Consider the following 16,437-nt stretch of genomic DNA (forward strand, 5'->3'; position numbering starts at 1 on the left):
GGGCGAGGGTGGTCACGATGGCGCTCCTCGAAGCGGGTGTTCCTACGACGTGTGGCTCCGACGGCGGGCGGGGGCGTGGCGCCTCGGTCTGGGTGCTCGCCGCGCCTCCCGCCCGTCCGTCGGCCGGTCAGCGGTGTTTCGGGGTGTCGCCGCCGAAGGTGAGCAGGCCCCTGCGGCGCATGTGGAGCACCAGGGCCGAGCCGGCGGAGAGCAGGGCGAGGGAGGCGAGGCCGATGGCGCCGACCTGGGTGCCGGTCGCCGCCATGGACCCCCCGCCACCGCCGCCCGAGCCGGAACCCGAGCCGGAGGAACCGCCGGTGTCCGAACCGCCCCCGGCGCCTCCGGTGTCCGTGCCGCCGGTGTCCGAGGCGGAGGTGCTGGGCTCGGGGGATCCGCCGGCGTCCGTACCGGTGGTGAACGCGAAGGCGACGCTGTGCCCGTCCGTCCCGTCCTCGGCCAGCGTCAGCGTGTGGTCGCCGTCCTCGATGTCCTTCGGGACGGTGAACGCGTACTTCTCGACCGTGCCGTCGGAGCCCGCCTTGGCGTCCTTGAAGGTCGCCTCGCTGTCGGCGAGGGTCACCTTGACGGTGGCGCCGGCGCCGTAACCACGGGCGGTGATCTTCACGGTCTGGCCGGCGTCGAGGGCCGGGTCGGTGTCGAGCGGGTTGCCGTCCTCGTCGGTCACGGTGAGGTCGGGGTTCTCGGTGGGGCTGGGGCCGGGGCTGACCTCGTCGGTGCTGACGAAGTCGAAGGACGCGAAGACGCCGGTCTTCTCGGAGAAGTGCAGCGAGTGGTCGCCGTTGGGCAGGGCGTCGGGCACGGTGAACGCGTAGTCGGCGACGGCCCCTTCGGCGTTCGCGGTCACGTCGCCGTAGGTGGCGGTGGAGTCGGTGAGGTTCACCTTCGCGGTGGCGGCGGGCGTGAAGCCCTTGACCGTGACCTTCACCTTCTGGCCGATCGTCAGCGTCGGCTTGGCGGCGAGGACCTTGCCGTCGGCGTCCTTGGCGGAGACGACGTAGTCGATGTTGGTGCTGGCCGTGGCGGTCGCGCCGGCGTAGACGTCGGCGTCAGTGGGCGTGAATGCGGCTCCGTAGGTCAGGGGGCCGCCGATCGCGGGGGCCTTGACGGTGAGCGTGGCCGTACCGCCGGTGACCGGGGCCGTGCCCAGTGAGGTGCCGCCGCTGGTGAACTCCACGGAGCCTGCCGCCGCCGGGGGCGTCACCGTCGCGGTGAGCTTGACGTTCCCGCCCACGGGTACGCCGGTGTCCGCGGTCAGCGCGAGGGTCGTGGCCTGCTGTTCGAGCAGGGTCCAACGGTCGCCCGTGACCCGGATCTTCGCGAGGAACCGGTCGGCGGTGGTGCTGGTGCCGCAGGTCAGGATCACCGTGTACGTGCCGTCGTAGGGTGCCAGGACCCCGGAGGACGTGAGCGCCGACTGCAGGCTCGGCTTGGCCGCCGTCGCCTGGAGACCGACGGTGATGGGGTCCGCGCCGACGCCGGTCTTGGCCACGGACTGTGCGAGCGGCAGGGACGACGTCGGGGTGGTCGGGTTCACCAGCCGGAGCACGAGGGTCTGCGCGCTGGTCGCGTTGCAGCCGGTGCTCGTGGTGACGGACGTCGTCATGGGGACGTCCGTGATGCTGCCCGAGGCGGGGCTGACCGTGAGCTTGCCCAGATCGGTCGCCGCGCTGGCCCGTCCCGAGAGGCCGACGACGGCGGCCAGGGCGGCGCACAGCAGGGCGAAGCAGGTCAACAGCGTGACGGGAGATCTGAGTTGCGCGGGTCGTGGGTTCATCGGCGGTCCCCCCAAGGGTCTCGGTCAGGGTCGGGGCGGGTCTGCATCGGTCTGGATCGGGTCGGGGTCGGGCTGTGTCGAGGTCGGGCTGATTCGAGGTCGGGCTGTTGCGGGGTCGGGCTGATTCGGGCTTGGCGGGGAAACGCCGTCGGGCCGGGCACCTGGGAGGTGCCCGGCCGGTGTGCGGTCAGGGGGTGGTTGCGATCACTTCTCGCCGGTCAGGGTCGTGCTGCCGCAGGCGCTGCCGAGCGAGCCGAAGCCGTAGGTGGTGATGAGGGAAGTGTTCGCGCACACCTTCGAACCAGTGCCCACGAAGGTGTCCGCGATCAGCGCGTTCGACAGCTTGGCGGTCGGGACGACGTTGTAGACGTTGCGCAGGTAGGGGAAGGACGTGTTCAGCGTGAGGTCGCTGTTGCGCGCGGACTTTCCGTCGACGGAGCCGAGCACCGCGTCGCCCCGGCGGTCGTCGACCACGAGGGACTCCTGGGCGGTGTACTGGGCCACGGAGTACGGGAAGATGTCGCCGGCGCTGTCGACGACCGAGCCGTCGTTCTCCTGGATGCCGGAGTTGGTGGTGACGCAGGAGCCGGGGGTGGCCACGCCGATCGAGTTGAGGAAGAAGGCGCGGGTGCCGGAGCTCGACTGCGGCAGGATCGGGGTGAGCGTGACGCCGTTGAGAGAGGTCAGGCTGCACTCGTAGATCGCCTTGAGCTGAGCGGTCGTGAGGTTGTCGGGCAGGGCGCTGCCGGACAGCTTCGACCAGGACACGGCGTCCTTGGCGTACGGGATGAAGGTCAGGTCCGTGGTGGAGGTGTCGGACGGACCGCGCGAGGAGCGGGCGAAGTCGACGCAGCCGGTGCTGCCGTCCAGGGCGGTGTTCAGCGCGGTGATGCCGGCGCCGGAACCGTCGGGGCGGGTGATCGAGCAGCCGGCGGACTTGGTCTTGACCGTGCTGGAGCCGGTGGCGTTCCAGGAGGCGATGACCTTGCCGTTGCCGTTGGTGATCGCGTCGCCGAGGGCGTTCATGACGTCCTGGGTCGTGTCGGAGCCGACACCTGCCAGCTGACGGTAGTCGGTGGCCGAGGAGGGGTCCGCGTGGGCGGGGGCGGCCACGGCGGCGCCGAGGCCGAGGGCGAGAGCACCGACACCGGCACCGAGACGCAGGCGGGACTTGACGTTCACTTGGGTTCTCCTCCGTGGAAACGGATCGAGCAATGGACGTACAAGCAAATCCGGATTCCTTTTCGCCGCCGACCCGTCGGCCGGCCACGCAGAACAATTCCGCAGACTCGTACCGGCGGCCACAAAATCCAGCCGGTATTCAGGTTACGAGTCCGTTTCCTACATCACTCCTAGGGAATTCGCCGGACGGCGTACAGATTTGGACGCACGGACGGCGTACCGATTTCGGCACACGGATTTCCGGGAAAAGACTGCCGGAAATCCGCGCGCGGTGGATTTCTCAGCCGCCGGCCGCCCCCCGCACCGACAGCCGCAGCATGACCGGGCCCGCCAGCGAGGCCGCGCCGCCGGCGACGAGGACGCCGAGCAGGACCCAGCGGATCAGCCCGAGCACCTCCGCGGGTGTGTGTCCGCCGGACTGGGCCACGTTCTGCTGGGCGGGGTCGGTCTCCGTCGGGGCCGCCGAGGGCCGGCCGGCGTCGGGCGCGGCGGAGTCCGCCGTGCCGCCGGACGTGCCCGCCGAACCGCCGGTCCCGGAGCCGCCGGCCAGGCCGCCGCCCGCCGCGCCGCCACCGGTGCCGCCGAGGCCGCCGCCTCCCTGTGAGGTGCCGCCGGACGGCGTCCCGGTGTCCGGTACGCCCTTCACCAGCCGCTCGGCCGCCTGCCGCGCCTGGGTGCGCAGAGCCGTGGGCAGCGGCGCGTAGCCGTACGGCAGCCGGCCCTTCTCGGTGCCCTGGGTCTGCCCGGCGCCGGCCGCGTAGCGCATCACCTTGGCGTAGTCCTGCCGGGCGTCCTTGCCCTGGTCGACGGAGGCGGCCGCGTAGACCACCGCGGTCAGCGGGTAGGCGCCGTGCCGCATCCTCGCCGGGTCGGGCGCCTTGACGCCGGCCACGTCCGAGTCGGGCATCTCCGCGACCGCTTTGAGCAGGGACGCGTCGGTCGGCCTGACGTACGTCCCGTCGGCGTCGGGCAGGGCGGCGGTGCCCAGCAGGTAGCGCACCGCGGAGGCGTTGTCCACGACGCCGTACTGGCGCTGGGCCGTCAGGGTCTGCCGGCCCACGGCGGAGAGTTTCGGCCCGCTCTGGTCGATGGCGCACTTGTAGGCGGTCCCGATGTCGCCGCGGCGGATCCGCAGCGCCCCGTCGTGCATGTCGTTGACGTAGGGGACCACGTCCTGCGGGGTGCGGGTGACGGTCTGGCCCGTGGCCACCCCGCAGTCGACCTTCGTGGGCGTGAGATCCGCCTTGGGGAAGAAGTCCAGCGTGTCCGAGACCACGCCGTCCTTGTACGCCGGATTGACCTTCATTCCCCAGGGGTCGGCCTTCCCCGCGACGAAGTCACGGGCGGCGCGGTCCGCCAGAATGTATTTCCACACCAGGCGGGCGGAGTCGGAGTTCTGCAGGGCGACGGCGAGACCCACGGGCGCGTTGACGGCCGCCTGGCCCGCGAGTTCCGGATTGAGTTCGCGGAATTCCGGGTCCTTCACGATCGATTCCGGATTTCCGGAGACGTACGCGGGAACGCCCTCCTCGGGCTGGACGAGGCTGAACGGGTAGGACTGGGTGAGCACCTTGGCCAGCAGCCGCTGGTTGAGCTTGAGCCCCGCCAGCGGCAGGCTCCGGTCGTCCGGGTTGTCGTACATCCAGACGAAACCGATCGCGAGGCCGGTGACGGCGACCGGTGCGTGCACCACCTGCGCCGCCCCGTCGACCGGCTCGACGGGGTTCACCGTCAGCGCGAGCCCGGCCACCGAGTCGCCCGAGGTCACCGCCGAGCGGGCCTGGTCCTCGCTGGACTGGGTGAAGCTGAACCGGTAGTTCCCGGTCGCGCACAGCGCGCTCTGCCAGGACGTGATGGCGTCGGTGGCCAGCTCGGACCCCATGATGCCGCGCTCGGGCTTGTCGGGGTCGCAGTTGTCCGTGACCGGCTCGAAGTCCAGCCGGAAGACGATGCGCTGGTCCCAGTTCGACCGGCTGAGCGAGGAGGCGGCCTGGTTGCCCGCGGGGTGGGTCCCGCCGTCGGGGTCGTGGCTGCCGCGGGGCACGACCACCAGCCAGCACGGCTCCAGCCCGCCCGAGGCCGTCCTGCGCGCCCCGCAGCCCATCGCGGGCTGCTCCAGGGACGACTTCAGCTCGAAGGCCACGTCGCCGCCGCCGTTGCCGTCGTTCGGCAGGTAGGGCAGGGCGTTGGTGTCCCCGCCGGTGAAGTACGTGGTGTCGGTGCCGCTCTTGGTGGCCTCCCCCTGCCCCGGCACCGGCCGGAAGGGCACGAAGTGGGTGCCGTTGTGGTCGAGGGGGGTCGCGGACTCGGTCTCCAGCGGGTCGCCGACGGAGCCGTGTCCGGCCAGGAACACGGACCGGCCGCTGCCCGACTGCGCGACCGACGAGGTCCCGAACTCGCACTGCGTACGGTCGGGCCCGGACGCCTCGTCCCCCCAGCACTGCATGACGGACAGGAAGTCCGTGTCGGAGCGCGTGGCCGGCTCCCCGCCCGCCCAGGTCACCCGCACGGCCTGTCCGGTCAGCCCCTTCGTCTGGTGCACGGTGACCTTCAGGCCGGAGAAGTCGTCGCCGTTCGCCGCCTTCGTGCCGCTCTTGGTCACCGCGGAGCTCTCGGTGGCGGCCTGCGCCCGGTCGACGCCCCGGGGCAGCGGCAGCACCGCCAGCAGCACGGCGGACAGCAGGCAGCCGAGGCCCGCGGCCACCCGGCGACGGCCGGGTGACGCCTTGGTCGGCCGTCTCATCACAGCTCTCCCTTGCGGCGGGCGCGGGCCGCCAGCAGCCGCGCGGTGAGCGGCGGCCCCACGACCACCGCGAGGAGCAGGACGGCGGACAGGGCCATCAGGGCGCCGCGCATGCCCAGGCCGTTGTCCGCGGCGAGGGCCACGGGGTTGGCCGCGACGGACGTGTCGCCGGTGCCCGTGCCGTCGCCGCTGACCACTTCGCCGGTGTCGGGGTCGACGGTGCCCCCGGCGGAACCGCCGGACGCGCCGGACGTGGTGCCGCCGGTCGTTCCACCGCCGCCCGCGCCCGTGCCGCCGGTCGCGGCGGAACCGCCCGTCGAGGAGGAACCACCCGTAGTCCCCGAGCCGCCCGAGGTGTTACCGCCCCGCGCGCCCGGCTTCACCGGGGTGTCGGTGCCCGCGGCGCCCGCGGTGCCGGTGGTGCACTGCGTCGTCCCCTTCTTGTCGCAGGACCGGGGGTAGGGGGCGTTCTTGATCAGGGTGTTGACACCGCCGGAGAAGGTGGGGTTGCGGCAGTCGTTGATGTTGATCGAGCCGGCCGGCGCGCCCGGCACCCGGCGGATCTGGTCGAACCCGGCCTGGACGAGGTTCTTCGGCAGCGGCGAGTAGCCGAGGTCGTCCGCCTGCTGCTGGCCGTCGCAGAGGAAGTAACGGCCGAACGTGCCCAGGGAGTTGCCCTTGGCCTTGGTGAAGCCGGACTCCTCCTTCGTCGGCAGGATCATGTAGCTGTAGCTGGAGAGCGGATAGGTGCGGGCGTCCGGGTTGGCGTAGACCTTGTCGAGGATCTGCGTCAGGTAGTTGACGGACGACCTGTTCTGGTTGATCTCGGCCTTGGTCAGGGCCACCGCGACGCTCGCGGCGGTCGGCTCGACGTAGTAGTTGTCCTTGTTGAGCACCTTGGCCACCGGGAAGCCGGTGTTCTTGGCGTAGGAGTACTCGACGTAGGTGATCGCGCCCTCGCCGGAGGGCTGGCGGACATGCCCGGAGACGCCCAGCGAGCCGGACTTGGAGATCATCGCGGAGCCGCTGAGCAGCGGGTAGTTGGAGGTCATGCCACAGTTGCCGCCGCCGCGTCCGGTGCGTGAGCAGTAGTCGCTCCACAGGGCCGGGTACTGCTTGGACATCCACATGGTGAACTGGGCGCTGGTGCCGGACCCGTCGGAGCGGACGACCGGGACGATCGCGCGGGCCGGCATGGTCAGACCGGGGTTGTCGGCGGCGATGGCGGGGTCGTTCCAGCGGGTGATCCGGCCCGTGAAGATCTTGGTCACGACGTCCCCCGACAGGCGGAGGTTGGTGACCATCTTCCCGTTGATCTTGAGGTTGTACATGAACGCCGTACCGCCGGCCACGATCGGCATGTAGGCGTAGCCGCGGCTCGGCGGGGTGTCCGTGATGCCCTGTTCCTTCAGGCCGTACGGGATCTCGGAGACCGCGAAGTCGACGGTGCCGTTCTTGAACTGCTCGCGGCCCTGCGAGGAGCCGTTGGCCGTGAAGTTGACGGTCATGCCGTAGTTGGCCTTGACGTTGCGGACCCACTGCTGGACGGCGTTGGAGCTCCAGGTCGAACCGGAGCCGGTGATCTTGGCGTAGGAGGCCGCCGCGGCGGGCGGCGTCTGCCCGGCCAGCAGGCCGCACAGCAGTGACAGCACGGTGGCCGCCAGACGGAAGCGAGTGGCGGGTTTCACGACGGACTCCCGGGTTCGGTACGGACGGTGGGGTGCGGGGCGGCCCGGCGCTCGGCGAACCGGCGCGCGTCACGGCGCGAGGCGAGCACCCGGCGGTGTTCCTGACGGCGCGTCAACTGCCCCGGTCCCCGGCCGCCGATGACGCGGGCGACGACGAACAGCAGCAGCACCAGCGCCATCAGCAGGGCCGCCGTACCGAAGCCGCGCGCGATCATCGTCGGCTCGGGCGACTTGACGAACTCGAAGGTGGCGAGCGGCAGGTCGACCATCGGGCCGTGCAGCGGGTCGAGGTTGAGTTCGGAGGTGAAGCCCGCGGTCAGCAGCACGGGCGAGGTCTCGCCGATGCCGCGCGCGGTGCCGAGGATCACGGCGGTGGTCAGCCCGGAACGGCAGGTCGGCAGCACCACGTGCCACACCGTGCGCCAGCGGCTCGTGCCCATGGCGTACGACGCCTCGCGCAGCGTTCCGGGCACCAGGCGGATGACGACGTCGGCGGCCCGGATGATGATCGGCAGCATCATCACCGACAGGGCGAGGGCGGCGGCGAGTCCTGACTGGTCGAGGCCGAGCCCGAGGATGGCGGTGGCGTAGATGAACAGACCGGCGACGATCGACGGCAGCGCGGTCATCGCCTCGACGATGGTGCGCACGAACCGGGCGTAGGGTCCGGGCACCTCGGTGAGGAAGACCGCGCAGACCAGTCCGGCCGGCACGGTGACCGCCAGCGCGATCACGATCATGATCAGGGTGCCGACCGCCGCGTGCAGCGCTCCGCCCACACTGAGCGGTTCCAGCGGCCCGGCCCGTTGCATGTCCTCGGTGAAGAAGTTCGCGTGCACCAGCGCCTTGCGGCCCTCCACGAGGGCGTAGCAGACGACGAAGGTGAGGATCACCACGAGCAGCAGGCCCATCGACCGCACCACCGCCGCCGCGATCCGGTCGACGACGGCGGGTCCGTCCTCGTCGAAGGAGACCAGCAGCGCGTAGATCAGCAGGAAGAGGCCGTACGCCACGACGACGAAGCCGACGGCGCCGTCGAACGGCAGCAGCCGGGTGAACAGCAGCCAGGTCAGCGCGAGCGCGGAGGCGGCCGCGCCGGTCATGGCGTAGACGTCGGTGGCGCGCAGCTGCGTCAGGGCGCGGCGTCGCTCACCGCCGGGTTCGGCGGCGCGCGGCGGGCCGGGCAGCGTGGCGCGCGGGCGGCCGGCCGCCGGACGCGCGCCGGGCGCTTCGGGGGCAACGGTCATGGTCGCTTCTTCCTGTACGGCGGTGGGGTGGGCCTCAGGCGTCGCTCGCCGCGCCCGAGCGCGACCGGGCGACGATGGAGGAGGCGGCGAAGTTGACGATCAGCGTCATCACGAACAGGGCGAACCCGGCCGCCATCAGCGCGGACATGCCGAACTCGCTGGCCTCGCCGTAGCGCAGGGCGATCAGTGAGGAGACCGAGCTGGTGCCGGACTGCAGGACGTGCCACTGGATGTCGAAGGTCAGCGAGATGATCATGAAGATGGCGATGGTCTCGCCGAGCGCGCGGCCGAGCCCGAGCATGGTGCCGCCGATCATCCCGCCGCGCCCGAAGGGCAGGACGACGCTGCGGATCATGCCCCAGCGGGTGGCGCCGAGCGCGTAGGCGCCCTCGCGTTCACCGGCGGGCGCCTGGGAGAAGACCTCACGCATGATCGAGCAGATGATCGGGGCGATCATCATGCCGACGACCAGGCCGGCGATGAACGTCGAGGAGGTGTAGACGCTCTCGGGCGCGAGGGGGTCGTCGGGATCGGCGCCCCGGACGGAGAAGACGGGGATCCAGCCGAGGTAGGCGGAGATCCAGCGGGCGGTGGGCAGGACCTTGTCCTGCAGGAAGAACACGCCCCACAGTCCGTAGACCACGGAGGGGACGGCGGCCATCAGGTCGACGACACTGATCAGCGTCCGGCGCAGCCGCGCCGGGGCGTACTCGGAGATGTACAGCGCCGCGCCGGTGGCCAGGGGTACGGCGACCAGGACCGCGACGGTCGCGATCAGCACGGTGCCGACGAGCACGGCCGCGATGCCGAACCGCCCGGCATCCGGGGCCCACTCGGAGGTGGTCAGGAAGGACCAGCCGGCCTTGTCCAGCGCCAGCCAGGCCCGGTAGAGCAGGAAGCCGCCGACGAGCAGCATGACGGCGAGCACGAAGCCGCCGCCGGAGCGCAGCACCCCGCGGAAGACCCGGTCGGTCAGCCCGGGGTCGGCGTACAGACGTCTCGGTGCGTCGGGGTCGCCGACGTCGGTTCTCAGCACAGGCACGTTTCAGACACTCAGTGCCATCGGTTGACATGCCCATCCCGAAACGTGAACGAGAGGTTCCCTGGGGGGAACTTCCGTCACCCCGGTGTCTTCACGCCTCGCCCCATAACTCCGGTCCCGCGCCGACGAGTTCGGGTAATAACGCGCGGAAGCGGTCGTACGCGGCCCGGCAGGTCGCGTGCCGCTCGTACGTCCGCGCCGATCCGGCCACGTGCCGGCCGGCCGTGTCCCAGGCCAGCCAGACCCAGCCCCCCTCGGTGCTGTGCTGCACACCGCCGCCGATCTCGCCGTGCTCCGCGCACAGCCGCACGAACGCGGCGCGACATCGGTCGTGAGTGTCCTGCGAGGTCAGCGACACCGCGACCGAGCGCCCGTTGGGCGCCACCAGCCGCCAGCCGAACCCGCCCGCACCGTTGATGTCGATCTGGCATCGCATGCCCGCCGCGACGGCAGGTCTTGCCGTCCCCCCGGACCGCTCCATGTCCCCACCCCCGCCGCCCATCGTTGAGTAAAAACCGCAGGTACGGCGCTATGGGTGGCATGGGCAATCTACTGACACGGGCATGACGGCGATCGGACAAATGCATCGGCCGCGCCCATGCTTCATGTCGAAGTATCCCCTCGGTAACCCCTAGGAAAGCCACAGGGAAAGCGCTCGCTGAGCCAGTGGGACAACGTTGCCAAAAGGGGCGAGCCGGCCTGGTCGCAAGCCGTCCCGCTCACCCCACCGCCAGCAGAACGGCCAGCAGCAGCGCCCCGGCCAGCGCCGGCCCGACGACCTCGTACGCCCAGCGGACCGTGACCTCGCCCTGCGCGGTCTCCGCCTCGCCCTTGGTCTCCATCAGTTCGCGCAGGTCGTCCATGATCTTGTCGGTCTCGGCGCGCGCGGGGCCCTCCGGCGCGGCGGTGCCGCGCGTGTAGCCGCCACCGCCCAGCGCGCCCATGCCGCCGAAGCCGCCGAAGCCGCCCCGGCGGGGCCGTCCGCTCGCCTCCGCGGAGCGGTCGGCCGCCGACCTGGCCTCCTGGCGGGCCGCCCGCTTGCGGGCCCGCAGGGAGACGGGGACGGCCCACAGCTGGTACTTGGTGCCGGACTTGACGACGACCTCGTTCGAGTAGCCGGACCGCAGCGCGGCGGCCTGGCCCCAGGGGACGACGATCACCCGGAAGGGGTTGCGGATGCGCAGCCGTTCCTCGTTGGCGTGGACGGCGGGGCGGAGGGTGAAGGCGACGACCAGCGGTACGACGAGGATCAGGGTGGCCAGCGCGAGCCAGGGGGTGCGGCCGTGGCCGGCGACGATGGCGTCGATGCCGAGCCAGGCGGCGATGGCCAGCAGCAGGACACCACCGGCGATGCCGGCGGAGGATCGGTAGATCCGGTCGGGGGTCGTCATGCAGCGATTGTGCCTCAGCCTCACAACGAGCCGTTCCTCGGCTTCACCGCGAGCCACTCGTCCGCTTCACAGCGAGTCACAGCGAGCCCCTGCCCCTCGTCACAGCGAGCCACTCCTCCGCTGCTCTCAGAGCCGTTCCTCGGGCTGTACAGCCGCTACGCGCGTAGATATGCTCGTCTGGTGACCATGCCCACCAATGCATCTACCGCAGCCCACGCACTGACGGACGTCACGGCGTCCCACGCGACGCTGCGCCGCTTCCTGCACGGGCTGCCCGGCGTCGACGCGGTCGGCCTGGAGGCGCGGGCCGCCTCGCTCGGGACCCGTTCCATCAAGACGACCGCGAAGGCGTACGCCATCGACCTCGCCATCTCGATGGTCGACCTGACGACGCTGGAAGGCGCGGACACCCCGGGCAAGGTCCGGGCACTCGGCGCCAAGGCGGTCCGCCCCGACCCGACGGACCGTACGACCCCCTCGACCGCGGCCGTCTGCGTCTACCCCGACATGGTGCCCGCCGCGAAGGCGGCCGTCGCCGGCTCCTCCGTGAAGGTCGCCTCCGTCGCCACCGCCTTCCCGGCCGGCCGCGCGCCGCTGTCCGTGAAGCTGGCCGACGTGCGCGAGGCGGTCGCCGCGGGCGCCGACGAGATCGACATGGTCATCGACCGCGGGGCCTTCCTCGCGGGCGACTATCTCAAGGTGTACGACGAGATCACGGCCGTGAAGGAGGCCTGCGGGTCCGAGGCCCGGCTCAAGGTCATCTTCGAGACCGGCGAGCTGTCGACGTACGACAACATCCGGCGGGCGAGCTGGCTCGGCATGCTGGCCGGCGCCGACTTCATCAAGACGTCCACCGGCAAGGTGGCGGTGAACGCGACCCCGGCGAACACCCTGCTGATGCTGGAGGCGGTGCGCGACTTCCGTGCGCAGACCGGCGTCCAGGTCGGCGTGAAGCCGGCCGGCGGCATCAGGACGTCCAAAGACGCGATCAAGTTCCTGGTTCTGGTCAACGAGACCGCCGGCGAGGACTGGCTGGACAACCACTGGTTCCGCTTCGGCGCCTCCTCGCTCCTGAACGACCTGCTGATGCAGCGTCAGAAGCTGGCCACCGGCCGCTACTCCGGCCCCGACTACGTGACGGTGGACTGATCACCATGGCATCCGCATTCGAGTACGCGCCGGCACCCGAGTCCCGCGCGATCGTCGACATCGCACCCTCCTACGGCCTGTTCATCGACGGCGAGTTCGTGGAGGCGGCCGACGGCAAGGTCTTCAAGACGGTCTCCCCCAGCACCGAGGAGGTGCTGTCGGAGGTCGCCCAGGCCGGCACCGAGGACGTCGACCGTGCCGTGCGGGCCGCCCGCAAGGCCTTCGAGAAGTGGTCGGCGCTGCCCGGCACCGAGCGCGCCAAGTACCTGTTCCGCATCGCGCGGATCATCCAGGAGCGGTCGCGCGAGCTCGCCGTCCTCGAAACCCTCGACAACGGCAAGCCGATCAAGGAGACCCGCGACGGGGACCTCCCCCTGGTCGCCGCGCACTTCTTCTACTACGCGGGCTGGGCCGACAAGCTCGACCACGCCGGGTTCGGTCCCTCGCCGAAGCCGCTGGGCGTCGCGGGCCAGGTCATCCCGTGGAACTTCCCGCTGCTGATGCTGGCGTGGAAGATCGCCCCGGCGCTCGCCACCGGCAACACGGTGGTCCTCAAGCCCGCCGAGACGACCCCGCTGTCCGCCCTGTTCTTCGCGGACGTCTGCCGGCAGGCCGGTCTGCCCAAGGGTGTCGTCAACATCCTTCCCGGTTACGGCGACACGGGCGCCGCGCTCGTCGCGCACCCGGACGTGAACAAGGTGGCCTTCACCGGCTCCACGGCCGTCGGCAAGGAGATCGCGCGGACGGTCGCGGGCTCCCGCAAGAAGCTCACACTCGAACTGGGCGGCAAGGGCGCCAACATCGTCTTCGACGACGCCCCGATCGACCAGGCGGTGGAGGGGATCGTCAACGGGATCTTCTTCAACCAGGGCCAGGTGTGCTGCGCCGGCAGCCGGCTGCTCGTCCAGGAGTCGATCGAGGAGGAGCTGCTGGAGTCGCTGAAGCGCAGGCTCTCCACACTCCGGCTCGGCGATCCGCTGGACAAGAACACGGACATCGGCGCGATCAACTCCGAGGAGCAGCTCTCCCGTATCACCCGGCTCGTGGAGCAGGGCGAGGCGGAGGGAGCGGAACGCTGGTCGCCGGCCTGTGAACTGCCCTCCTCCGGTTACTGGTTCGCCCCGACGCTGTTCACGAACGTCACCCAGGCGCACACCGTCGCCCGCGACGAGATCTTCGGCCCGGTCCTGTCGGTCCTCACCTTCCGCACGCCGGACGAGGCCGTGGCCAAGGCGAACAACACGCCGTACGGCCTGTCCGCGGGCGTCTGGACGGAGAAGGGCTCGCGCATCCTGGCGGTCGCGAACAAGCTCCGGGCCGGGGTCGTCTGGTCCAACACGTTCAACAAGTTCGACCCGACCTCGCCGTTCGGCGGTTACAAGGAGTCGGGCTTCGGCCGCGAGGGCGGCCGCCACGGCCTGGAGGCATACCTCGATGTCTGATCGCCTGTCTGTCTTCAAGACCTACAAGCTGTACGTCGGCGGGAAGTTCCCGCGTTCCGAGAGCGGCCGGGTGTACGAGGTGAGCGACTCCAAGGGCAACTGGCTGGCGAACGCGCCCCTTTCGTCCCGCAAGGACGCCCGTGACGCGGTGGTGGCGGCCCGCAAGGCGTTCGGCGCCTGGTCCGGAGCGACCGCCTACAACCGCGGTCAGGTCCTCTACCGGGTCGCTGAGATGCTGGAGGGCCGCAAGGCGCAGTTCGTCCACGAGCTGGCGGACGCGGAGGGACTGTCGAAGTCCAGGGCGGCCGAGCAGGTCGAGGCGGCGATCGACCGCTGGGTCTGGTACGCGGGCTGGACGGACAAGATCGCGCAGGTGGTGGGCGGCGGGAACCCGGTCGCGGGCCCGTACTTCAACCTCTCCTCGCCCGAACCGACGGGTGTGGTGGCCGTCCTGGCCCCGCAGGAGTCGTCCTTCCTCGGCCTGGTCTCCGTGGTGGCGCCGGTGATCGCGACGGGCAACACGGCGGTGGTGGTGGCGAGCGAGAAGTCCCCGCTCCCGGCCCTGTCCCTCGCCGAGGTCCTGGCGACGTCGGACGTCCCCGGCGGTGTGGTCAACGTCCTGTCCGGCCGTACGGCGGAGATCGCGACGCCGCTGGCGGCCCACCAGGACGTCAACGCGATCGATCTGGCGGGTGCGGACGAGGTCCTGGCGAAGGAACTGGAGATCGCGGCGGCGGACAACCTGAAGCGGGTCCTTCGTCCACAGCCTGTGGACAACTGGCTCGCCGCGCCCGGAACCGACCGCCTGACAGCGTTCCTGGAAACGAAGACCGTCTGGCACCCCACGGGCTCCCTGGGCGCCTCGGGCTCGTCCTACTGACCCCCACGAACCGAGCCGCGCCTCCCCTCCGTCCGGGGGAGGCGCGGCTCACTAGTTCGATAAATTGACCACTAGATGCACCTTCTGGCAAGGTGGACACATGGTTGAGATCGCCATCAGCGCCGCCCGTTCCCAGCTCGGCGACCTGGTCCGCCGCGCCGCCCACGGCCGCGAGACCATCGCCCTGACCGACCACGGCCACGTGGCTGCCCTCCTCGTGTCGCCTCAGGTGATAGAGGATCTCGAGGATGCCCTGGTGTTCGCGGACTACCAGCGACGCAAGGCGGAAGGGACGCTGGAGCCGGGCATCCCGCATGAGGAAGTCGGCCGGATGCTGGGGCTGCGGTAAGTGGCCTACGAGATCGTCTGGGAGCCACGCGCCACCAACGCGGCCGCACGCTTCCTGAAAGAGGATCGAGCGGGACTCGCCGCCGTTTACGAGGCCGTGGATGCTTTGGCCGATCAGCCTCGCCCGCCAGGTTCGATCCCCTACGGATCACCCGACCTTAGACGCTTGCATGTCGGCGACTACCGGGTGCTGTATGTCATCGACGATGACGTGATCCACATTCTGGTCACCCACCTCGGCCGCACCGCCTGACCGACCGCAACCAAGAGCCGCGCCCCCGGGCAGGCGCGGCTCTTCCGTGGGCCTCAGTGGCTCAGGAGCGTGGTGGCCTGGCCGAGGACCGGGATGCTGCCGATCGACTGGGCCTCGGCGATCGGGCCGGTCAGGGCCTGGGAGGCGAGGGGCTGGAAGTCGGCGAGCTGGGTGGCCACGCCGTTGTCGAGGGGGTCGACGCCGGTGCCCGCGAGGGGGTTGGGCTTGAGGCCGGCGACGGGACCGGTGACGTAGCCGACCACGCCGGTGACGGCCTGGAGACCGGCCTGGGGGTCGACACGGCCGAGCGACGTGGGCCGGGTGTGCACCACCTCGTTCACCACCGGCGCGGTGTCCGCGGAGGCCGTCGCGGCACCCGCGCCGAGCGCCACCCCTGCCGAGGCGAGGGCGACGAGGGCGCGCTGGGCGGTCGGGGTGGGGGAGGACGTGTGTCGGGCCATCGCGGGTGCCACCTTCTGGTGCGCGGGGTGATCAGGTCGACACGAAGGGTAGTTGAGGTGTGACGCACGCTCCAAAGCCGACCCGCGGGGTCGATCAGGCGTACGGAATACGTCAAACTGGTGTCCCGTGAGCATCCATCTCCCCGCCTCCGCCCGCGTCGTGCTGCTCTGCGGCCCCTCGGGCTCGGGCAAGTCCCTGGTCGCCGCCCGCTCCGGCCTCCCCGTGCTGCGCCTAGACGACTTCTACAAGGAGGGCGACGACCCGACCCTGCCGCTGGTGGCGGGAAGCTCCGACATCGACTGGGACCACCCGGGCTCCTGGGACACGGACGTCGCGGTCGCGGCGATCGAGGCACTGTGCCGCACGGGCCGTACGAAGATCCCCGTCTACGACATCTCCCTCTCCGCCCGCACCGGCGAGGAGACCGTGGACATCGGCCGCACGCCCCTCTTCATCGCCGAGGGCATCTTCGCCGCCGAGATCGTCGAACGCTGCCGGGAGTTGGGCCTGCTGGCCGACGCGCTGTGCCTGAACCGCGGCCCGGTGCGCACGTTCCGCCGCCGCTTCCTGCGCGACCTGAAGGAGGGCCGCAAGTCGGTGCCCTTCCTCCTGCGCCGCGGCTGGCGCCTGATGCGCCAGGAACGCACGATCATCGCCCGCCAGACCTCTCTCGGCGCCCACCCCTGCGACAAGGACGAGGCCCTCGGCCGCCTGGCCGCGGCAGCGGTGGGCCGACGCCCGGCGGCGACCCCGGCCCCCTGAGCCGAGTACCGGTGAGCGCACGCGAAAGCGGGACTGGACGGACCCCCCGGCCC

15 protein-coding genes are annotated in these 16,437 nt (G+C 71.0%); 6 read left to right on the forward strand and 9 right to left on the reverse strand.

From position 1 onward, the window contains the following. Positions 1–127: 127 nt before the first annotated feature. The 8 genes from GRC12_RS29620 to GRC12_RS29655 all read right to left on the reverse strand — a co-directional run bounded on the left by GRC12_RS29620 (position 128) and on the right by GRC12_RS29655 (position 11,088). Entirely contained in the window at positions 128–1,795 is a 1,668-nt protein-coding gene (locus GRC12_RS29620; RefSeq protein ID WP_208782542.1) for a hypothetical protein, read from the reverse strand. 204 nt (positions 1,796–1,999) lie between these two features. Beyond that, positions 2,000–2,977, reverse strand: a complete 978-nt coding sequence (locus tag GRC12_RS29625; protein WP_208782543.1) for a substrate-binding domain-containing protein — start codon at positions 2,975–2,977, stop codon at positions 2,000–2,002. 280 nt (positions 2,978–3,257) lie between these two features. Then, positions 3,258–5,720: a hypothetical protein gene (locus tag GRC12_RS29630; RefSeq protein ID WP_208782545.1), complete on the reverse strand. Its 2,463-nt coding sequence runs from the start codon at positions 5,718–5,720 to the stop codon at positions 3,258–3,260. Continuing rightward, on the reverse strand, positions 5,720–7,408 hold the full coding sequence (gene pstS, locus GRC12_RS29635) for a phosphate ABC transporter substrate-binding protein PstS (RefSeq protein ID WP_208782547.1): 1,689 nt from the start codon (positions 7,406–7,408) through the stop codon (positions 5,720–5,722). The genes GRC12_RS29630 and pstS overlap by 1 nt, the downstream gene beginning before the upstream one ends. Beyond that, positions 7,405–8,655 carry a phosphate ABC transporter permease PstA gene (gene pstA, locus GRC12_RS29640; RefSeq protein ID WP_208782549.1) on the reverse strand — a complete coding sequence of 417 codons (1,251 nt, stop codon included), beginning with the start codon at positions 8,653–8,655 and terminating at the stop codon, positions 7,405–7,407. Before pstA ends, pstS begins: the two co-directional genes overlap by 4 nt. Before the next feature lie 34 nt (positions 8,656–8,689). Next, positions 8,690–9,697 carry a phosphate ABC transporter permease subunit PstC gene (gene pstC, locus GRC12_RS29645; RefSeq protein ID WP_208782551.1) on the reverse strand — a complete coding sequence of 336 codons (1,008 nt, stop codon included), beginning with the start codon at positions 9,695–9,697 and terminating at the stop codon, positions 8,690–8,692. Between the two features lie 91 nt (positions 9,698–9,788). Further along, the gene (locus tag GRC12_RS29650; RefSeq protein WP_208782553.1) at positions 9,789–10,133 is read right to left on the reverse strand and encodes a hypothetical protein; all 345 of its coding nucleotides are present in this window, start codon (positions 10,131–10,133) and stop codon (positions 9,789–9,791) included. A gap of 283 nt (positions 10,134–10,416) precedes the next feature. Beyond that, positions 10,417–11,088 carry a PH domain-containing protein gene (locus tag GRC12_RS29655; protein ID WP_208782555.1) on the reverse strand — a complete coding sequence of 224 codons (672 nt, stop codon included), beginning with the start codon at positions 11,086–11,088 and terminating at the stop codon, positions 10,417–10,419. A 186-nt stretch (positions 11,089–11,274) separates the two neighbouring features. Between GRC12_RS29655 and deoC the strand changes: the two genes are divergently transcribed. The 5 genes from deoC (at position 11,275) to GRC12_RS29680 (ending at position 15,160) form a co-directional block, all read left to right on the forward strand. Continuing rightward, complete coding sequence (gene deoC / locus GRC12_RS29660; protein WP_208782575.1) at positions 11,275–12,237, forward strand: deoxyribose-phosphate aldolase; 963 nt, start codon at positions 11,275–11,277, stop codon at positions 12,235–12,237. A gap of 5 nt (positions 12,238–12,242) precedes the next feature. Next, positions 12,243–13,679, forward strand: a complete 1,437-nt coding sequence (locus GRC12_RS29665; RefSeq protein ID WP_208782556.1) for an aldehyde dehydrogenase family protein — start codon at positions 12,243–12,245, stop codon at positions 13,677–13,679. Beyond that, positions 13,672–14,559 carry an aldehyde dehydrogenase family protein gene (locus GRC12_RS29670; RefSeq protein ID WP_208782557.1) on the forward strand — a complete coding sequence of 296 codons (888 nt, stop codon included), beginning with the start codon at positions 13,672–13,674 and terminating at the stop codon, positions 14,557–14,559. Before GRC12_RS29665 ends, GRC12_RS29670 begins: the two co-directional genes overlap by 8 nt. Positions 14,560–14,659: 100 nt before the next feature. Continuing rightward, entirely contained in the window at positions 14,660–14,908 is a 249-nt protein-coding gene (locus tag GRC12_RS29675; protein WP_208782558.1) for a type II toxin-antitoxin system Phd/YefM family antitoxin, read from the forward strand. Then, a complete protein-coding gene (locus tag GRC12_RS29680; RefSeq protein ID WP_208782560.1) occupies positions 14,909–15,160 on the forward strand; it encodes a type II toxin-antitoxin system RelE family toxin in 252 nt (83 codons plus the stop codon). A 53-nt stretch (positions 15,161–15,213) separates the two neighbouring features. On the opposite strand, the gene GRC12_RS29685 is transcribed toward GRC12_RS29680, so the two are convergent. Further along, on the reverse strand, positions 15,214–15,621 hold the full coding sequence (locus GRC12_RS29685) for a hypothetical protein (protein ID WP_208782562.1): 408 nt from the start codon (positions 15,619–15,621) through the stop codon (positions 15,214–15,216). Between the two features lie 127 nt (positions 15,622–15,748). Between GRC12_RS29685 and GRC12_RS29690 the strand changes: the two genes are divergently transcribed. Continuing rightward, complete coding sequence (locus GRC12_RS29690; RefSeq protein ID WP_208782565.1) at positions 15,749–16,384, forward strand: uridine kinase family protein; 636 nt, start codon at positions 15,749–15,751, stop codon at positions 16,382–16,384. Positions 16,385–16,437: the final 53 nt, after the last annotated feature.

Source organism: Streptomyces griseorubiginosus (genome assembly GCF_017614965.1).
GTDB lineage: Bacteria > Actinomycetota > Actinomycetes > Streptomycetales > Streptomycetaceae > Streptomyces > Streptomyces griseorubiginosus_B.